Raw genomic sequence first — 19230 nt, forward strand, 5'->3', positions numbered from 1 at the left:
TCAAACAACAGGTGCATAAAAAGGCGCATAAAAAAACGGCCCGGGAAGGGCCGCTTTACTCAGCAAGTGTTGCAACCGTTGCAACGCTGATCGTTTAAGGGGTATCACACGCTTGCGGATGTGTTATCCGTTAATCTACCAGGGTGATCATCACAGGTGCCGTGCCTCGGCGAATCATTCCTAGCGCACGCGCTGCCCGCTTAGAGAGATCAATAACGCGTCCTTTCACAAACGGACCGCGATCATTAATCAGTACTTCCACTTCTTGCCCGGTATCCGGGCGGGTAACCAACACCTTGGTACCAAACGGTAGGCTTGGATGCGCTGCCGTGAGTGCCTGTTGGTCGAAGGGCTCGCCGCTTGCGGTGGTGGCCCCTTGAAAGCGATCGCTGTAAAACGAGGCGACGCCTGCTTGTAACTCTGTATTTGACTCTGTTTGACTGGCAACTGCCTGATTTGCGGTGAAAAGCAGGAGTAATACAGCCAAACAGCTCGTTCGGATAATACGTTTATGGGCTCCCATAGGAGTACCTCAGTGGTTCGTAAAGCGGACTCCACATTCATCGATGAGGTGCCAGATAGGCGTAAGGATAGTAGCTTGCGATATACGAGTCGGCAAGCTTTAAGAAGATCGGCGCAATTGACCGCATAATTTAGCTTTTTACCACATACCGGTATGCCCTTGCGTTTCAGTGAGTTATACCGTCCTTATGAAGCCAGTTAATGATGATATTTGTGCGCTGCAGTATTTTTCATCAAACGCTCACTTTAACTCGTTAAGCACCATATAATTCATCAACGCAATTACAGCACTCTATTGCCCATCACTATTTCGCCAATGAACAAGGATGCACCCATGGCTAAGTCTTCTACTCTTACCCTTTTGATTGTGGCAGTGGGCGGCGCTGCCGTTGGTTATGTTGCCGCTCAAACGCTGCCCGTCCTTGCTTCAGCCACTGAAGAGCCTGTCGCGGAAACCGCTCCGGCAGCCGAGCAGGACACCACGCCTACCGCGCTGCAAGGGCTGGACTACCTGACGCTTGGTGAACGAACCCGCGGTGAAATCACCTCCGCCAGCGAGTTAAATGGTAAGGATGGCAGTCGCTTTACGCGCTACGCGATTAGCCTAGATGAAGAAGCGTTGTTAGAGATCTCTTTGAGCGGTGCGCTGCAAGGCGTGGTGGCACTCTACGACGATCAACTGCAGCTATTGGCCAACGCGGACACGGTGCGCCACCGTATCGAAGAGAGTGGCGACTATATCGTGGTGGTCAGCGGTGTTGATGCCCATAGTTATGGTCCCTTCAACGTTAACAGTCGCACCATCGAGCTGAGCGACGCGGATGCCATGACCGTCGGCACGCCGATGGATAGTTGGCTTGATACTACCGAGCGCGAGATCACACTGACCATCGAAGAAGCGGGCATGTACCAGATCGAAATGCGCGCCGATGAGTTCGATGCGTATTTAGAGTTGGAAGGTCCTAATGATTACTACCGCGAAGATGATGACAGCGCGGGTAATTTAAACGCGCGTATTTCCGACTTCCTCGCCCCGGGTGAGTACACCTTGACCGCACGTACCGCCTTTGGCGACGGCAGCGGCCTGTTCACCTTGACGGCCGAGCCACGTGAGCTGCCAGGTGATGGCAATCTGCGTAATGATGGCACCGTTGCGCCCAACGAAACGCTGAGCGGCTGGTATAGCGGTCAAGATGTTACCTATCAGCTAGAGATTGACCAAGCGGGCATGTATCAAATCGATATGAGCTCTAGCGATGTGGATGCCTATTTAGTGCTGGAAGGCCCCAACGGCTACTACCGCGAAGATGACGATAGTGCCGGTAATTTGGATGCGCGGATTGCGGATTTTCTCGCGCCGGGCACTTATCAGCTAACGGCTAGAACTGCTTACGGCACCGACAGCGGGCTGTTCACTCTCGCCATTGAGCCGCGTGACCTGCCGAACGATGTCGAGCTACGCAACGAGGGCGCGCTCACCCCAGATGAAACGCTCAACGGCTGGTACAGCGGTGAAGCGCTCACCTATCAGCTCACGCTAGAGGAAAGCTCCCTTGTCACGCTGAGCATGAGTTCTAACGACTTTGATACTTACCTTGAACTGTACGGTGAAGGCGTGTCCTATACTGATGACGACAGCGGTGGTGGCACTAATGCTCGCCTAGAGCAGGCGCTGCTGCCCGGCACCTATACCGTGAGCGCGCGTGGCTTTAGTGCCAGCGGCAGCGGGATGTTCGAACTGCAGGTGAGCGCAGAGCCCACCGAAATGCAGCCGGACACCTAAACGCACCGAGAAGTGTCGGCTTGTTTTCAACAACGCCCCTGCCACGCGGCAGGGGCGTTGCCGTTCTACGATGATCCACTCGCCTCATCAGGGAGAGTGATTCACAAGGAGGTTAAGATGCTACGCACGTTCAAAACGCTAGGAGTGGGGCTATCACTCGCCGGAACGCTACTGTTAGGCGGCTGTTTGGCCGCTGATAAATCGCCCTCAGAGCCGTTTGCACTGGCCTCGCTTGCGGTTGAAAAGCAGTACGTGGCGGCTGGTTGCCAAGGTGATCAGTGCTCAACGGTGACTATTTCAGCTCTGGAGTTCCCCCAGGCCCCTGCACTCAGCGACGCGTTGCAAACCCGCTTGCTTACCCTGGGCATGTCGATCAGTGAAGAGACCGCTCAGCCCGCAGAGAACTGGGACGCTTATGCCAAGCGTTTCCTCGCCCTGGCAGAAGAAGATAACCGCACCGCGCCCGGCAACATGACCAGCGAAGCGCTCTTGGAAGCGACCGTGCACGCGCGTCACAACGACCTGCTGGTGATCGAACTCAACAGCTATGTCTACCATGCAGGCCAAGCTCACGGGCTACCTTTGACGGAATACATGGTCATTGATGAACGCGAGCGCCGCATCGTCGAGCCTGAAGAGATGCTGCTAGACGGGCAGGGGGCAGCCTTCGATGCGCTGCTGGCACAGGCACATCAGCGCTGGATCAATGAGATGGACTTTGATGAGCAGTTTGCGACCAACTGGCCGCTCAGCAAGAGTCGCAATATTGCTCCGTTGGAGAATCACTGGGAAGTGACCTACAACGTCTACGAAATTGCCCCTTATGCGGCAGGCCAGCCCACACTCACTCTGCCGCTTGATGCGCTGGAAGGTGTTGCTAAGCCTCGCTACTTGGGTCGATAACGGGCCAGGGCACTGTGCCTAATGGCTTGAAACAAATCTTCAGTTATCAACTACGCTGAAAAGCAGCCCGCCGACACGTGATGTGCCGGGGGCTGCTTTTTTCGTTTACCAATAGGCATGGATCGCTTATGACTCTTGATACGCAACTTACTCGACAGGTGCAGCTGCTGGTCGTTGACCCACAGGGGCGTCTGCTGCTCAAACGCGATGAGTCGCTTGCCCGCTGGCTACTCCTGGGCGGTGAGCTGGCCCACGATGAAGATTATCCTGCTGCCGCCATACGTCTGCTCTTTGCAGAAGTCGGGCTCACCTGCCCATTGGGGCCGTTACTGCGACAGCGTGAGCCAATAGACGCAGCAGGCCAACCCGGTGAAGAGCGCTTTTTTCTGGTGCGCTGCCCTGATGTTCAGCATGCTGCGCAGGCGTGCGCGCAGACAGAGCTTTTACTGGCCGACAGTCGTGGTACAACCCCTTGCTATGAGTGGTGGCCGCTTGCTGAGATGCAGCAGGCCGGTGACGATGCGTTTTCGCCTTCCTGGCTGCCAGAACTTCTGGCTAGCGTGCTGTTCAGCGAAAGGATGATGCCGACTTCAACGGCCCGCTTTTAAACAGCCCACGACCACCAGTAGAGCGGCAGTGGGGAGCCGCCAGTCAAAAACGCTCACCCCGGCCAGCACAAGCAGTAAGGCCGCTAAGATAGGCACACCATAAGCCAAACTGCCCACTAAGCTTGCTTGGCCAAAGCATAGCGCTTTATCCCACGCCACCATGGCAATGCCGTAAGGCCCCAAGCCTAGGGCGATGCCTGCCACTAGCGCTTCGCCACGGGGTAGCGACACGCTGCCTTCAAACCAAAAGCTAGCGATACAGGTGATTGCGCAGGCAATCAGCAATAAACGCGGCAGCAGCGGTGTGAGTGAGATAGGGGCTGCTTGACCTAGCCATGAATAGAGCGCCCAGCAGCAGGCGGCCAGAAGGGCCAAGCCATAGCCGGAAGCCGCGCCGCCAAAGCCACCGTTGAGTGCTTGGGGCAGTAACAAGATTGCTGCACCTGAAAAGGCAATGAGTGCGCCTGCCACACTTGCCCACTGCAAACGCCCCCAGCGGCTCCACTGGCTTAATAAAACGAACAGCACTGGCCACGTATAGGTAATTAGCGCTGCTTCGGCAGCGGGCGCTAAGCGCATGCCAATAAAGTAGCTGCTAACGGCCCCTACAATCAGCAACGGAATACCCAGCCATACGCTTAATTGCCAGCCTAGTGAGCACGTTTTTACCGACACTCGGCGGCTCAGAGGCAGCGTGGTTAGAGCACCTGCCAACAGCGTAAGTGCGGTTAGCTGTAAAGGAGCGGCGGCACGGGCAAGCTCCGCCAGCAGCGGCGCAATGCTCCACAGCGTTACCGCCACCAAGGCGGCGCAGACGCTGAATTTCGGGGATACGACTACTGGGGAGTGAATGGGATGCATGACGCGCCTCCTGGAGCCTTCAGTGATCCAAACTTTGAAGAGGATCAAGTCTTGAAATGATCCTATGCCGCGCAGCATACTCATCACCCACTCATCAAGATAACGATCTTTTATGATCAATATCATCAACAATGGTGATGTATGCGCGCGCCCACGTTTGATTTAACGCTGCTAAGAACATTGGTCGCGATTGCGGATACCGGCAGCGTCACCGCCGCCGCGAAACGGCTGGCCTATACGCAGTCTACGGTGAGCATGCAGCTACAGCGGTTAGAGGCGCAGCTAGCGGTGAGCCTGCACGAGCGAGATGGGCGGCGGCTGCGCTTTACCGCAGAGGGTGAGCGCTTACTTGCCCACGCGCGAAGGCTGCTGGCGCTCAACGACGAGGCCTGGAGCGATATGCAGGCCCGCCAGATTACCGGAGATCTTACCCTCGGCATTCCTGAGGATTACGCCTCGCTGCTACCTTCGGTGTTTGCCTACTTTCACCAGCTCTATCCGGCGGTGGGGTTAACCGTAAAGTGCGGCACTAGCGCTCATTTGGTCGAGCAGGTGAAAGCCTCGGAGCTGGATTTGGCGCTGGTGACGCGCCAGCGTAATTCCCCTGGGGGCGATGTGATTCGCCGCGAGCCGCTGGTGTGGGCGGTGGGGGTTCATCAGCAGCCATCATTGAGCGACCCCATTCCGCTGGCGCTTTACACCCCAGGGGCGGATGTATTCCGCGAAGTAGCCGAGCAGGCGCTGCAAGCCGCTGGGCGAGACTGGCGGGTGGCCTACACTAGCCAATCCATGGCGGGGCTAGCGCCGATTGTGACGGCCGGGTTGGCCGTGGTGGTTGTAACTAGGAGTATGCTCACCCCGACGCTGCGCCCACTGGATGAGAGTAGCGGGCTGCCCGCGCTGCCGATGATTGAGCTGGCGCTCCACCGCGCGCCGCACCGGCCTTCAGAGCCCGCTCGCCGGCTGGGAGAATTGATTCGTGAACAGCTAGCGGCTCCCAGCGAAGCGTTATAAGGTAGGGCGTTACCTAACAATTATTTTTTCTATCGCGGCGTCGCTGCACTAAGCTGATGGTGACGGCGACTGGGTCAGGGAGTTTTGAATGCACGAGCTAGATCACTATATCTATCCACACCGGGTACTGCACTGGCTGGTGGCATTGGCGGTGCTGTTGGCGCTAGCGAGTGGCCTAACGCTTGGTTTTTTAGGCTATGAGCGCACTGTAGCGCTGGTTGGGAACACGCTGACCAACGTGCTTTACACCAGCCATAAGACGCTGGGTGTCACGATTTTGCTGTTAATGACGCTGCGCATTATTACCCGGGTTGCTTTTGTAGTGCCGGATCACGATCCGCCCTTAAAAGCGTTCGAGCGTATTGCCAGCACCAGCGTGCACCATTTGCTCTATGCAGGGCTGGTGGTGATGCCGCTGTTAGGGTGGGCGGCCACCGCCACGGGTGGTTTTCCGGTTGAGTTTTTCCAGTGGCACCTGGCGGGGCTACTGGGTAAAAACGAAGCGCTCTCCGACACCCTCTTTATGTGGCACGAGCGCGTAGGCTGGGCGCTGGTGGTGTTAATTACGCTACACGTTGCGGGCGCGCTGTTTCACTGGCGTATCAAACGCGATAACGTGATGAAGCGCATGAGTCTATTTGATTAATGCCGCAAATGTTTATCACTGTCACGCCGAACCACAGCCATAAAAGCGGTTGGTTTGGCGTGCTTTATCAGCGTACATCTGCTGGTCGGCGTCTCTGAGTAAGTGAGCGAGCGTGCTGTTTTCGTCACTGCTGAGACTAACGCCCATACTTACCCCCACCTGCACGAGCGCGCCGTTAGGAAGTTTAATCGGCGCGCTAACAGCCTGGGCAATGCGGCCGCATATATCCTCTAGCATGCTGGGCTGCTGAACATGTTCCAGTAGCAAAATAAACTCGTCCCCCCCAAAGCGTGCACAATGATCCCCCTCTCGCGCCAGATGCTCCAGCCGTTTGGCAACCTGCTGAAGCACAAAGTCGCCTGCTTCGTGGCCGTATTTGTCATTAATAGGCTTGAAGCGGTCTAGGTCACACATAATGAGTGCCAGTGGGTCTTGCTGACTGTTTCTGTGTGCCAGTGCCGCCTCTGCGTAACGAACTAATCCATGGCGGTTGAGTAGCCCCGTCAGCATGTCGTGGTTAGCAAGCTGTTCCAGAGCCTGGGTGCGGGCGGCGACTTTAGCTTCCAATGCCGCCTCTTGTTTCTTGAGCATGGCCACAGTGTCTGCTTGGGCGCGCTCTTTTTGCCATTTCAGTTTGTTAAACCGTGCCGCTAGGGCAAAGGAGAGCAGCAGCATCTCAATGGCAGAACCGATCTGAATCCCATGAAGCGTAACGAAGTTGGCAGGCAGCACACTCATGTTACGCAGCGCAAACACCGCCGCACCGAGTAGAAAGATGGACCAAGCAGCGACAAACAGACGGGCGCTGGGGACTCGCCGCCAGCTACAGTAAATCCCACATATCAGAAGCAGCAGCGACGCGCTAAAGCCGACTAGGTCCATCAAGCGCAGGGCATACTGTATGGGCAGCAGCAGTGCAGCCAACAAAGCCAGCCAGTAGATAACACGGCACCCTGAAAGCATTCGGTGCCAGCGTGGGCTATAGCGCCACGTATTGAGAAAGCTCTGCGCGAACAGCGTGGCCATGGCCGATGCAAACGTAAATCCAATCGCTACCAGCCGTGCCGTGTGCTCGCCCAGAAAGCTCCAGAACATCAGCGTGCCGATGCCGTTAAAGGTTAAAATCGCCAGTGTGAAGCCAAAGGCAAACAGAGAGTAGTAAAGAAACACGCGTTCTTTGAGGCCAAAAAACAGTAATAGGTTGTACATACTCAGGGCCAGCAGCATGCCGAAATAGGTAGCGAGCCAAAAGTTATGGCGATCATTTTGGGTGTAAAACGCTTCCGGCGTCATGAGGCTGTAGTTCAAGACCTTACTGCCTGCTGCCGCCACGTTGCTGTAGAGCGTGACGGTCTCCCCTCCAGCTAGCGAGAGGGGAAACACGGCTTGGCGATGGGCTAACGCACGCTCCGCAATAGGAACTGCGCTCCCGCTATGCTGTACGTCACTGAACTGTTCGCGCAGGGTGTACAGCGTGACATGATCTAAAAAGGGGTACTCGAATTTGACCATCCAAGTGGCCGGGCGCGGTGAAGCGTTATGCAGGCGAGTCGCGAGCCAGGTATTGCTTTGGGTATAGCCAAAATGCAGCTCTGACGCGCTTTCAACCGGTTGAAACTTCGGCGCCTGTGCCAGCACATCGCGCAGCATGAGTGGTGTATCTGTATGCCAGAACTGCGATACCTCGTTTAGCGAGTAATGGTCGTGCTCGGGAGTGATGGACAGAGTATTAAAAGCACTCGCTGGTGAGCACCAACTTAATAGTCCGATCAGTAGGCTGGGCAGAAAGCGTTTTAACCAACAATGAGCATCCATAGTGTTCGCTTTTGTGATTTTTTACTCCGCTCAGGAGACCCTGAACACTCACGTGGGTGTTAGTTATTTGCTGTTAATCATCCCCGATAAGCGGGTGTTGATCATAAAAAGCCAATCTGAGTGTAGCCTCCTTTTGCACCCATCGGATGAGAATGCTGCTAAAGCGTGAGATGGTTCAGCCTTTCCGTTAACCGCTGAATCAGCTGCCCGCTGTGCCGCCAAAAGTGCCAGTAGAGCGGTACGGTTAATCCGTGCCCCGGCGCGATACTCACCAGTTGGCCTGCTTGCAACTGTTCAGCAGCTTGGCGCTTTGGAATCATGCCGTACCCAATGCCCGCCATGGCCAAACGCACGAAGCCCTCTGACGAAGGGCACAAATGGTAGGGAAAGTGCCCCTGGTAGCCGCACTGGGCCAAAAACTGGTGCTGTAGCTGGTCGTGGGGGCCAAAGACGATAGCGGGGGCTTTTTGAAACGCCTCTGCGTTCGGGCCTTCCGGAAAAAAGCGTGCGGCATAGCTTGGTGATGCTAGTGGCTGATAAAGCATATCCCCCACGTGTAAGCAGCGGGCACCGGCAATTGGGTGGGGGGTGGCGCATAGGCAGGCGGCAACATCGCCATCACGCAGGCGTTTTAAGCCTACGTCCTGGTCTTCAATGACCAAATCCAGCAGCACCTCTTCCGATTGGCAGATATCCGCCACGGCATCGGCCCACCAGGTCACCACGCTATCGGCATTCACGGCAATGCGCAGCCTTGGCGCGGCTTTCTCTAAGGAGGGAAGGGCATCGTGTAGATCGCGCTCCAAGAGCTGCACCTGCTGGTAGTGGGCAAGTAATCGCTGGCCGGCAGGGGTGGGGGAAAGTGTCGGATGGCGCACCAGCACCGGCTGGCCCAGGCGGATCTCTAGCGCTTTCACTCGCTGCGAAATAGCCGATTGCGATAGGCCCATCACATCGCCTGCCCGCTCAAAGCCGCCGCACTCCACCACGGTGGCCAGGGCATGCAGTAATTTGTAATCCACCATGGCGTTCTCTCCGTTGTTGGCAATGGCAGTTAATCAACACCGCAACGGCGAGTAAAGACATGCAGGTTATGATGCGTAAATGAAAATCAGTCTCTTTGTTTGACTTGGCAGGCAAGTGCGTCACAATTCACCGCCTATGCGTAAAGGGAATGCATCATGGAATTATTGCGGGTGGTATTTCGTCACTACCGCTGGCCGTTTTTAGGTGCACTGGCGCTAAGCCTGGTGAGTGCCGGGCTTGGGGTGGGTGTGATTGCGTTTATTAACCAGCGGCTGATCGAAGCGGGCAGTGCCCTCTCCGCATTGCCCCAATTTTTAGGGCTATTAGCGCTGCTGCTGGCGGTCACGCTGGGCACGCAGCTAGCGCTTACCTTACTGGGCCACTACTTCGTCTTTGATCTGCGCTCCCGGCTGGTGAAGCGGATTCTGGATACCGATATTGAACGCCTAGAGCAGCTTGGAAACGCCACGCTGCTGGCAAGCCTCTCCAGCGATGTGCGCAATATCACTATTGGTTTTGTGCGCTTACCTGAGCTGGTGCAGGGCGTGGTACTCACGCTGGCCTCAGTGGCGTACCTTGCGTGGCTCTCGCCGCAGATGGTGGTGATCACCGTGCTGTGGATGGCCTTCACCATGGGCGTTGGCTGGGTGCTGGTATCGAAGGTGTATCGCCACTTTCATCAGGTGCGCGAAAGCGAGGATCGGCTTTATAAGGATTATCAATCGGCGATAGAGGGCCGCAAAGAGCTGGCGCTTAACCGTGACCGCGCGCGGCGCTTTTTTGATGAATCCTACACGGATAACGCAAAAGCGTACCGCCACCATATTATTCGCGCAGACACCTACCACCTCAGCGCCAATAACTGGTCCAACATCATGATGCTTGGCGCCATTGGCGTGGTGTTCTTTATGGCCAACGTGCTGGGCTGGGCAAGCCCGGCGGTGGCGGCCACCTTTGCTTTAACTCTGCTGTTTTTACGCACGCCTTTGATTCAGGCTGTAGGCGCATGGCCCACGTTAATCAGCGCCCAGGTGGCGTTCGATAAACTGGCAAGCCTGGAGCTGGCCGAGTACCAGTCGGGCTTTGATGTGGAAGATCGTTTCCACGGCTGGCAGCGCTTAACGCTCACCAACGTGGTGTATCGCTACACGCCGTCCTCCGGGGGCGAAGGCTTTCAGGTGGGGCCGCTCAATCTCACTTTGTCGCGTGGCGAGCAGGTATTTCTGATTGGCGGCAACGGCAGCGGTAAATCAACGCTGGCGCGCCTGCTTTCAGGGCTTTATCGCCCGCAAAGTGGCCAAATTAGTGTGGATGGCAAGAAACTTAGCCCGCAAGAGTGGGCTGCGTTTCGGGCGCGTTTTGCCAGCGTCTTTACCGATTTCCACCAGTTCGACCAAGCCATGGGGCCGGGCGGCAAAGCGGCCGACCCGGTACTGGTCGCGACCTGGCTTGAGCGGCTGCAGATGCAGCGTAAGCTTGAATGGCAAGATGACCGGGTGGTGAATACGCAGCTCTCCCAAGGGCAGCGCAAGCGCTTGGCACTGCTGCTGGCGATTGCCGAAGAGCGGGATATTTTGCTGCTGGATGAGTGGGCGGCGGACCAGGACCCGCAGTTCAGGCGGCTGTTTTACCGTGAACTGTTACCCCACTTGAAAGCGATGGGCAAAACCGTGTTTGCCATTAGCCACGACGATAGCTACTTCGTCCATGCGGACCGCTTATTGGAGATGTCCAAGGGGCAGTTGAGTGAGCTAACGGGTGAGCAGCGGGCACAGGCCAGTGAAGATGCAGTGGCGCAGATCAGCTCGTAATGAGCAGCTTATCCTTTGCGACGCGCCTGGCGGTCGCAGCCTTCCAGCGGGCAGTTACCGCACACGTCAAACTCATCGAGCAGGTAGCGCAGGCAGCAGAGCTTGCGCACCCGCTTGACCTCTTCACTACCGCTGGGCTGGTAAGTGCGCACTGGCTCAAACAGCGGGTTGCGCTGCCCGTTCAGAGTACGCGATTCCAGCAGCGCGCGAGTGGCGGCCAGGGCTTTTTGGTTAACCAACGGATGCGCTGCCAGGGCATTGACGTAGTAATCCACGTAGCCACCAGCGTTGCTCCAAAACACCCGTGGTGCAGCCCCGGAAATGGCCGATAGACGCTCGATGAGCGGTGCCCAGTGCTGCTCAATGAGCGTGGTAAAGCGCTCGGTGGTGTCCTGCGTGGTAAAGCGCTCGCCTTCATGGGGCAGCCAAAGCCCTTGAGCGCAGCCATCTTCATTTTGGATCACATAAAGATCGTCCAGCCCGACGGGTAGGTCGCGGTTCAGCAGTAGATGAGCGGTCAGCGTGGGGATGGTGACGGTGCTGAAGTGCCACTTCGACCAGAGCGAGGCAATGGCTCGCTTATCTCCGCCGGGGTAGCGGCTGGCGTAGCGCGCCATATCTTCTTCGAGCAGTGCAGCGTTGCGCCAACGAGATGCCTTGATCGCCCCATGCGGCACTGCACCACCGATCAATGGCGGCGTAAAGTGCTCAAGCGGCCCCTGATAGCAATCAGCGAGCGTAAGTGGCATGGCGGTGTCGGGCTGGCGCAAGGCGAGAGGCATAACCGAACTCCAAGACGTGATAAGAGCACGAGGGCAGGGTGGCAGCATAAGCGATAATGCTTATCAGTTGAAGAGTTAATTGAGAACGACTCTTCTTCAGGCTACCGCTCGCTAATGGCGATTATTGAGCCACGGCAATGCGGTGCCCACCGTTTGGGTGCTGAATGACCTGCATGGGTAGCCCGTAAATGGCTTCCAGCGTGGTGTTTTGCATCAGGGCATCGGGCGTGCCGTGAGCCAGCAGGCGGCCGCTGTGAAGCGCCATGAGTTCATCGCAGTAGCGCGAGGCCATATTGATATCGTGTAGCACAATAATCACGCCCAAATTTAGCTCGTCGCATAGCTTACGAATCAGCGCCAACACTTCCATTTGGTGGGCGATATCCAGCGCTGCCAGCGGCTCATCCAGCAGTAAAAAACGGCTGCCTTGGGCGATCAGCATGGCGAGCCACACCCGTTGGCGTTCACCGCCTGAAAGCGTATCTACCAAGCGGTCGGCGAAGGCTTCCGTGTGGGTGAGGGCAATGGCGCGTTCAATCGCGTCTTTGTCTGTTTGGTTATGTCGACCCAGCAGGCCGTGCCAGGGGTACCGCCCAAACGCCACTAGTTCACGGCCGGTAAGGTTTTCGGCGCTGGGTAGATGCTGGGGCAGGTAGGCGACCTGGCGTGCAAACTCGCGGTTGCCCCACGCCTGTAAAGGGCGTTGATCAAAGTGAATATCGCCCTCGCTGACAGGCTGTTGTTGCGCTAGCAGCTTGATCAGTGTCGATTTGCCAGAGCCGTTATGACCAATCAGGCCATACACCTTGCCTTCTTCGAAGGAGTGGTGGATTGGCTGAAGAAGGGGCTTGCCGTTAATGGAGAAGGTAGCACCCTGAACGTTAAACATGCGTCACTCCTGGCCGAGCCGACATCGCGCTAATGAAAAACGCATTGTATCGTTAATAGTTATCATTTAGAAATGTTTCGTGATGAGGGCTGCTTTTGTTATTCGCGGCAGGCGTTTGTGTGCGATGGCCATCACGATATGACCGGCCACCAGCAGGAGCAGTAGCCAAGAGAGAGGGCTGTGTAGCAGGTCGGCAGGCAGCATAAGCGCTGGGATGTCATTATCGGCACCAGGAATCACTTCAATGCCATAGACCTTGAGTGGCCAGCCGCCGGCGTAGTTCCTGATTAACCCAAGACTGGATATCAGCACTAACAACACATAAAACAAACCGTGCACGCTACGAGCCAGTCGGCCACGTACCGTTTGCGGCTGCGATGGGCGCTGGCCACGCTGGCTGAACCACCATGCCAGACGCACCAAGGTGATGATTAGGAGCAGCAAGCCGATCGCTCCATGTGGTGCTAACCGTGACAGCATGAACGTCACGCTCGTTTCGCCGAACACTCGCCACATAGCCACGACAAAAAACTGAGTAAGTACTAACAGCGCAGTGAGCCAGTGCAGTAGACGGCTGACGAGGCCGTAACGTTCAGGCGTATCGCACCAGGTGTTAGACAATGCGGCAGAGTGGGGAGCTGCTTTCATAACGATGAGGCTTATGGGTAGTGGACGGTGGGCAAGATTGTAGTGTGAATACTTATCATTTAGAATCTCGTTCTTTGATGTATTTTCCAACTCCTTCCGTTTGCCAAGGTCACGCCAATGACAATGCCTGCCCGTGTCTCTGCTGTCGTCGCTGACGGAATATTGTCATGAGGCTGATGCGCCGTGGCGGCTCCCCCGCTCAAACCTGCTTACTGCTAAGTTTACCCTTAATGGTGCTGCTGGTGCTGAGCCTTCAGCAGCAGGGCGGTATCGCGCAGAGCGTTCAGGCGCTGCTGTTTCCCACGCTCGATAACGTCGATGAGCTGCTGCTGCACTTTGCTTGGTGGCCGCGTTTTACCATTGCGCTATTAGCCGGTGGCGGTCTAGCGCTGGCTGGGGTGCTGATGCAGCAAGTACTCCGCAACCCGCTGGCATCGCCCACTACCTTGGGCGTTGCCTCGGGCGCTAACTTGGCGCTGATGGCAGCCACGCTGTTGGCCCCCGGCGTGCTTGCGATAGGCGGTGAATGGATTGCGCTGCTGGGTGGCGCTGCCGCTATGGGGCTGGTGTTTGCACTCTCTTGGCGGCGCGGGCTGGCACCCATTGCGGTGGTGCTGGCGGGGTTGGTGGTCAATCTTTACCTGGGAGCGCTCTCTACAGCCCTGCTGCTGTTCAACCATGAAACCCTGGCGGGGCTGCTGATTTGGGGTGCTGGCTCCCTGGCACAAAATGGTTGGGATGGCGTGGCGTCGCTGGCTCCTAGGCTGGCCATTTGTGGCTTGGCGGCGTGGCTGTTGCTGCGTCCTTTGGCGGTTTTAGAGTTAGATGACGCCAGCGCCAAAAGCCTGGGGATTTCGCTGAAGCATTTGCGCTTTGCCGGGTTAGGGCTGGCGGTGTTTATTACCGGTAGCGTGGTGAGCGTGGTGGGCATCATCGGTTTTATTGGGTTAGCGGCCCCCAATATCGTGCGTATGGCGGGAGCACGCACGCTGCGTGCGCGCTTGCTCTGGTCGACGTTATTAGGCGCCGTGCTGCTGGCCACCACGGATCTATTACTGCAGCGCTTTTCCGGCATGGTGGCGACGCTGATTCCCACCGGGGCCGTGACGGGCGCCTTAGGCGCACCGCTGCTGATGTGGTTAATTCCGCGCCTTAAACTGCAGGGCGACCGTCCTCCCCAAGCAACCGGCGTGGCGATCACGCGCCACGCCGCGCCACATCGGTTGGCGATAGGGCTACTGCTGGCGCTATTGGCGGCCATGGTAGCGGGCCATTTAGTGGGGCAGGGTGCCAACGGCTGGAGCATCATTGCCCCGACGAATTGGGGCGTGATCGAGTGGCGCTTTCCGCGCGTAATGGCGGCAGCGGCCAGCGGTTTGATGCTGGCAATAGCGGGCACTATTCTGCAGCGCCTTTCGGCCAACCCTATGGCGAGTCCCGAAGTGCTGGGTATCAGTGGTGGCTGCGCCATCGCGCTGATTTTAGGAATCTACCTGCTCCCCGCCCCCAGCAATGCCATGCTGGTAGCGATAGGAACGCTGGGGGCGTTGGCGACGCTGTTGGTGCTGGTAGCGCTCAACCGTAAGAGTGGCTTTGTGCCTGAGCGTTTACTGCTCAGCGGCGTAGCGATTAGCGCGCTGTTCGATGCGGTGCGCAGCGTGCTGCTGGCGGGCGGTGACCCGCGCGGCCAGCAGGTTATTGCTTGGCTGGCAGGCTCTACTTATTACGTGGATGTAGGCAGCGCGCTGCTCGTGGGCAGTATTGCGGCGGGACTTGCGTTGGTATCGCTGCCGTTCACCCGCTGGCTAGATATCATGCCGCTGGGTACCGCCACAGCGCGTTCGCTGGGCATTGGTCTGAACCGTGCGCGCCTAGCGCTGTTACTGCTGGTCGCTCTGCTTACCGCCTGCGCCACGCTAGTGGTGGGGCCGCTCTCCTTCATTGGCTTGTTGGCCCCGCATATGGCTCGGCTAATGGGCTTCTCCCGCGCCCGCCAGCACTTAGTAGGCGCTGCCTTGATTGGTATGCTGTTGATGGTGCTGGCCGACTGGGTAGGCCGACAAATCATGTTCCCTTATGAGATTCCCGCAGGCCTAGTGGCTTCGCTGATCGGTGGGGCCTACTTTATGTGGGGGCTACGGCGCTTATAAGCACTTATATAAGTATGTATAAGCTGTGCTAATGCACCATTAGCAAGATGATTTTTCGTTATGTGAGCCTTCCCTTACTCTAGCGCCTTCTTAACTCAAGCATAAGGCGAGCGGCGATGTTGGAAAGCTACCTAACGGGCTTAGTGGTGTGCGGCGGTATCATCATGGCGATTGGGGCGCAGAACGCCTATGTGCTGGGGCTGGCCGTTCGTCGCGAGTATCACTGGTGGTCGGCGGGGCTGTGTATGAGCGCGGACATCATCCTGCTCACGGCGGGTATGTTTGGTGCCAGTGCGTTTTTGCTCACCATGCCCAACGCCATGGAAGCCATGCGTTGGGTAGGCGTGCTGTTTTTGAGCTGGCTGGCCGCACAAGCACTATGGCGCGCTGCCAGCGGCCGCGAAGGTTTAAAAGCCAACAGTGCCAAAGCGCGCAGCTTGCGCGGCGTGTTACTGGCGACGCTGGCAGTCACGGTGCTTAACCCGCAAGTTTATCTCGATACGCTGCTGTTAATTCCCGCCATTGGTGCCCAGCAGGAAAGCGCCGGTGTATTCGTCGCCGGGGCGTCAACGGCGTCGGTTCTCTGGTTTAGCTTGCTGGCCTGGGGCGGCGCGGCGCTGTCGCCCTGGCTCTCTCGCCCCGGCGCTTGGCGCACCATCGATGGGCTGATTGGCCTGATGATGGCCGCCATCACGGTGCACCTCGCGCTTGGCTCGGCGCTTTTGTAAGGGACGAATCGCCCGGTTAAGCCTGATCGAAGTAGCGCTTGATGATATGTAATACCTGTTCAATATCGCTGTCGCTGATATCGCGATGCACTACCATACGCGTCGCGTAGAGCAGCTCTATCAGCACGCCATGCTCTTTAAGCCAAGCGGCCAGCGGCGCGATATGCGCTTTGTCGATCTGCACAAACACCATGTTGGTAGCCTGTGAGGTCACCTCGATGGCGGGAAAGGCGGCCAAGCCTTCTGCCAAGCTGGCCGCACGGCGGTGATCGTGTGCCAAATCTGCTACGTGATGATCCAGCGCGTGCTGGCAGGCGGCAGCAATAATGCCTGCTTGACGCATTCCGCCTCCCACTACTTTACGCCAGCGCCGAGCGCGGTCGATCAATGCCTGAGAGCCCACCAGTGCCGAGCCCATCGGCGTGCCTAACCCTTTTGAAAAGCACAGTGAAACGCTATCGAAGGGCTGACAGAGCTGTTTTAGTGAGGTGTCCGTTGCGACAGCGGCATTGAAGAGCCGGGCGCCGTCCAAGTGAGTGGCCAGCCCGTGTGTGCGTGCAAGCGCGGTGGCCTGCTGAACGTATTCGGTCGGCAGTACCTTGCCGCCAATGGTGTTTTCCAGCGCCAAGAGCCGGGTGTGAGCAAAGTGAAAATCGTCGGCTTTTACGGCGGCGGCGATTTTTTCGAGTGGTAGGCTGCCGTCTGGGGCGTTTTCAATCGGCTGCGGCTGAATGCTGCCCAGCACAGCGGCACCGCCCCCTTCATAGCGATAGGTGTGGGCGCTCTGGCCCACGATATATTCATCGCCTCGCTCACAGTGAGCCATCAATCCCACCAGGTTGCTCTGGGTGCCGCTGGGGAATAACAGCGCGGCTTCCTTACCCGCTCGCTCGGCCAGCGTGGCTTGAAAGGCATTCACCGTTGGGTCGTCGCCCCACACATCATCGCCCAGCGGTGCTGACATCATGGCGTCTCGCATGGCGGCGGTAGGGCGTGTCACCGTATCGCTACGTAAGTCGATCATATGATTTTTCCCTGACAGGGGGCAATTTATACAGCAATGAATACTCATTACTCAACGCGCGTCATTCAGCTTTGTACTGCCTACCTCTAGGGTGTGGCAAGCTCCTATAGGCATAAAATTGTTAGTGAAGAGCAATTTTTATTATTCTCTTGACATATCTATCATTTTGTAAAGATTGGTTTTTTTTGACATTCTGATAGGTGGTTACAATTCAAAACCATGTTATGCGTATGGTGAACCCAAATTTTTACTAGCTCCTGCAAGGAAAAAGGCTATTTATTTACTAAAAATATTTAGTTACTATTTGCTAGATTTTTGAGGTTGATTTAATGGGAACATGGTCAGCGTAGGGTGGTCGTCCTCATAAGCTCAATGTCCGTGGAGTTATAAAAAATGTCACTCATAATCTAAGTAATAGAACGCGAAAATAGCATCAAACTGCACTGACTCTCATGAGTTAAAACAGCATTTTTTGGAATGCAGTTATACGCTCTTTTAACGCTAGAGAAAGTGGCATAATTCTTCAACGAGTGTCTACACGTTCTGTATGTAAAATAAAATTTCAAGGGTTCTAGTATGCAGGGCGTATTACTACGCAGCGGTAAAAGTGAGCAGTTCTCAGCATTAGGAGAGACTGGGCAACCTGTCTTTCGCTCGGCTCATCAACTTCGTGAGTCTATCCGACGCGAATCACTGAAACGGAAGTCTCAAGCGCCTGACTTTCCGAATATGGAGCGTTATCTCGCCATTCCCCAGAGCGATCAACAGGGTGAGCTTCTGGATTGGTATAGCGCAATTGAAGGCGATGTTATCCCGTGGAGTGCGGCCAGTGAAGAAGAGCGAGCACCCGCCCGGCAAGAGTTACGTCAATTTGAAACCTTTCTAAAAAGCTTCAGTGACGCTTCGATGGCCAAAGCAGATGGGGCCCATAATGATCGCGGTGTGCTTGCTAAATTACTCAAACAAGTCATTCGAATTCCTGATCAAGACTACGTTTATCTAGTCAATGGCACGCCGGTACTTACCTTTTGGGGGTTTGAACATCCGGATGCCAAGCGGTCTACCGACCCCTTACATTTTCTTTATCCGCAGGATCCTGCTCCAGCAGCCACTGCTATCCCGAAGCCTGCGATACCGCTCGCGGTAACGCCATCGGTTGAAACTGCTGTTGAACCAGCCCCCGTATTGGAAGAACGACGACCCTGGTGGCGACGTTGGTGGCCGTTAGCTCTCCTGTTGCCGTTGCTACTTCTTCTGGGTTTCTTTGGGCTGCGCAGTTGCACGCCCAACGCCAACTTGCCTGGCGTTGGTACTGGCAATGTGCAAACACCTGACTTTCAAGCACCTGACGTGGGCGTGAGCAATTTACGTATGCCTACGATACCCGATCTGCGTTTTCCGGCGTTTTCCATGCCTGATCTTTCCAGCCCGCGATGGCGGGGAGGGTCTAGTAGTGGTGTGAATAATAGTGGTGCTGCTGACGTAGGCAAGCCGGAAGCCGGTATGCCTGAAACGCCATCGCTGCCTGAGGGCGAAGGGCCGGTAAGTGAGCTACCCGACAATCAGCCCGAAACGCCGATGGCGCCACCTGAGCTGGGGCAAGAAATGTTACCGGATACTCCACCGGCATCGTTTGAGCCGCTTACGATTCCTTCTCAGGCGGCGGATGGCCCCGCTGAGTTTCTAAATGGTAACTGGCGTGCAGCGGGCGTCATGGATAGCGAGACAGGACGTCCATTACGTGTCTCGTATGAATTTGAAGAGGGCAGGGGGCAGGTGCAGTTACGTCAAGGTGGGGTTACCTGCACAGGCCCAATCGATGCGGCAATGCAGGGGGGCGCACTTTCAATCCAAAGTCAGGGTCAGGCAAGCTGTGAAGATGGCAGCCTTTACGATATGCCCCAAGTGCTTTGCGAGCAGGGTGCCACTGACATGGCCGACTGTGCTGTCAGCTACGCCAACGAGACCTTTCCCATGCAAATGTGGAAAGACAACGAATAACTGCGGAATAGTTGAAAGA

At 56.5% G+C, this 19230-nt stretch carries 17 protein-coding genes; 9 read left to right on the forward strand and 8 right to left on the reverse strand.

Annotated elements, in window-relative coordinates:
* Positions 1-130: 130 nt before the first annotated feature.
* Entirely contained in the window at positions 131-523 is a 393-nt protein-coding gene (locus R0J87_RS06890; protein WP_404344943.1) for a septal ring lytic transglycosylase RlpA family protein, read from the reverse strand.
* Between the two features lie 333 nt (positions 524-856).
* Between R0J87_RS06890 and R0J87_RS06895 the strand changes: the two genes are divergently transcribed.
* The 3 genes from R0J87_RS06895 (at position 857) to R0J87_RS06905 (ending at position 3816) form a co-directional block, all read left to right on the forward strand.
* Positions 857-2305 (forward strand): hypothetical protein, encoded by a 1449-nt coding sequence (locus tag R0J87_RS06895; RefSeq protein ID WP_498885195.1) that lies wholly within the window; start codon positions 857-859, stop codon positions 2303-2305.
* A gap of 117 nt (positions 2306-2422) precedes the next feature.
* Positions 2423-3208, forward strand: a complete 786-nt coding sequence (locus tag R0J87_RS06900; RefSeq protein ID WP_404344945.1) for an RsiV family protein — start codon at positions 2423-2425, stop codon at positions 3206-3208.
* Between the two features lie 128 nt (positions 3209-3336).
* Positions 3337-3816 carry an NUDIX domain-containing protein gene (locus R0J87_RS06905; protein WP_498885197.1) on the forward strand — a complete coding sequence of 160 codons (480 nt, stop codon included), beginning with the start codon at positions 3337-3339 and terminating at the stop codon, positions 3814-3816.
* Here the strand turns inward: R0J87_RS06905 and R0J87_RS06910 are convergent.
* Positions 3799-4677 (reverse strand): DMT family transporter, encoded by an 879-nt coding sequence (locus R0J87_RS06910; protein WP_498885199.1) that lies wholly within the window; start codon positions 4675-4677, stop codon positions 3799-3801. The two genes, R0J87_RS06905 and R0J87_RS06910, sit on opposite strands and share 18 nt — an antisense overlap.
* A 141-nt stretch (positions 4678-4818) precedes the next feature.
* On the opposite strand from R0J87_RS06910, the gene R0J87_RS06915 reads away from it, so the two are divergent.
* Complete coding sequence (locus R0J87_RS06915) at positions 4819-5691, forward strand: LysR substrate-binding domain-containing protein (RefSeq protein WP_404344948.1); 873 nt, start codon at positions 4819-4821, stop codon at positions 5689-5691.
* Positions 5692-5779: 88 nt separating this feature from the next.
* On the forward strand, positions 5780-6337 hold the full coding sequence (locus tag R0J87_RS06920) for a cytochrome b (RefSeq protein WP_498885201.1): 558 nt from the start codon (positions 5780-5782) through the stop codon (positions 6335-6337).
* Positions 6338-6358: 21 nt separating this feature from the next.
* Here the strand turns inward: R0J87_RS06920 and R0J87_RS06925 are convergent, their stop codons facing one another.
* Both R0J87_RS06925 and R0J87_RS06930 read right to left on the reverse strand, forming a co-directional pair.
* A complete protein-coding gene (locus tag R0J87_RS06925) occupies positions 6359-8152 on the reverse strand; it encodes a 7TM diverse intracellular signaling domain-containing protein (protein WP_498885203.1) in 1794 nt (597 codons plus the stop codon).
* A gap of 158 nt (positions 8153-8310) precedes the next feature.
* A complete protein-coding gene (locus R0J87_RS06930) occupies positions 8311-9177 on the reverse strand; it encodes a LysR family transcriptional regulator ArgP (RefSeq protein ID WP_498885205.1) in 867 nt (288 codons plus the stop codon).
* A 156-nt stretch (positions 9178-9333) separates the two neighbouring features.
* On the opposite strand from R0J87_RS06930, the gene R0J87_RS06935 reads away from it, so the two are divergent.
* A complete protein-coding gene (locus R0J87_RS06935; protein WP_498885207.1) occupies positions 9334-10989 on the forward strand; it encodes a multidrug ABC transporter permease/ATP-binding protein in 1656 nt (551 codons plus the stop codon).
* Positions 10990-10997: 8 nt separating this feature from the next.
* On the opposite strand, the gene fhuF is transcribed toward R0J87_RS06935, so the two are convergent.
* The 3 genes from fhuF to R0J87_RS06950 form a co-directional block, all read right to left on the reverse strand.
* Positions 10998-11771, reverse strand: coding sequence for a siderophore-iron reductase FhuF (fhuF, locus tag R0J87_RS06940; protein ID WP_498885209.1), 774 nt, complete (start codon positions 11769-11771; stop codon positions 10998-11000).
* A gap of 121 nt (positions 11772-11892) precedes the next feature.
* Complete coding sequence (locus R0J87_RS06945; protein ID WP_498885211.1) at positions 11893-12660, reverse strand: ATP-binding cassette domain-containing protein; 768 nt, start codon at positions 12658-12660, stop codon at positions 11893-11895.
* Positions 12661-12726: 66 nt separating this feature from the next.
* A complete protein-coding gene (locus R0J87_RS06950; RefSeq protein ID WP_498885213.1) occupies positions 12727-13308 on the reverse strand; it encodes a cytochrome b in 582 nt (193 codons plus the stop codon).
* 167 nt (positions 13309-13475) lie between these two features.
* On the opposite strand from R0J87_RS06950, the gene fhuB reads away from it, so the two are divergent.
* Complete coding sequence (gene fhuB, locus R0J87_RS06955) at positions 13476-15458, forward strand: Fe(3+)-hydroxamate ABC transporter permease FhuB (protein WP_498885214.1); 1983 nt, start codon at positions 13476-13478, stop codon at positions 15456-15458.
* Positions 15459-15574: 116 nt separating this feature from the next.
* Positions 15575-16186 (forward strand): LysE/ArgO family amino acid transporter, encoded by a 612-nt coding sequence (locus R0J87_RS06960; RefSeq protein WP_498885216.1) that lies wholly within the window; start codon positions 15575-15577, stop codon positions 16184-16186.
* 16 nt (positions 16187-16202) lie between these two features.
* Here the strand turns inward: R0J87_RS06960 and ltaE are convergent, their stop codons facing one another.
* Positions 16203-17210 (reverse strand): low-specificity L-threonine aldolase, encoded by a 1008-nt coding sequence (ltaE, locus tag R0J87_RS06965; protein ID WP_498885218.1) that lies wholly within the window; start codon positions 17208-17210, stop codon positions 16203-16205.
* A gap of 576 nt (positions 17211-17786) precedes the next feature.
* On the opposite strand from ltaE, the gene R0J87_RS06970 reads away from it, so the two are divergent.
* Positions 17787-19211 carry an SrfA family protein gene (locus tag R0J87_RS06970; protein ID WP_498885219.1) on the forward strand — a complete coding sequence of 475 codons (1425 nt, stop codon included), beginning with the start codon at positions 17787-17789 and terminating at the stop codon, positions 19209-19211.
* The last annotated feature ends 19 nt before the right edge of the window (positions 19212-19230 follow it).

The organism is Halomonas sp. SIMBA_159, from assembly GCF_046536035.1.
Lineage (GTDB): Bacteria > Pseudomonadota > Gammaproteobacteria > Pseudomonadales > Halomonadaceae > Vreelandella > Vreelandella venusta_A.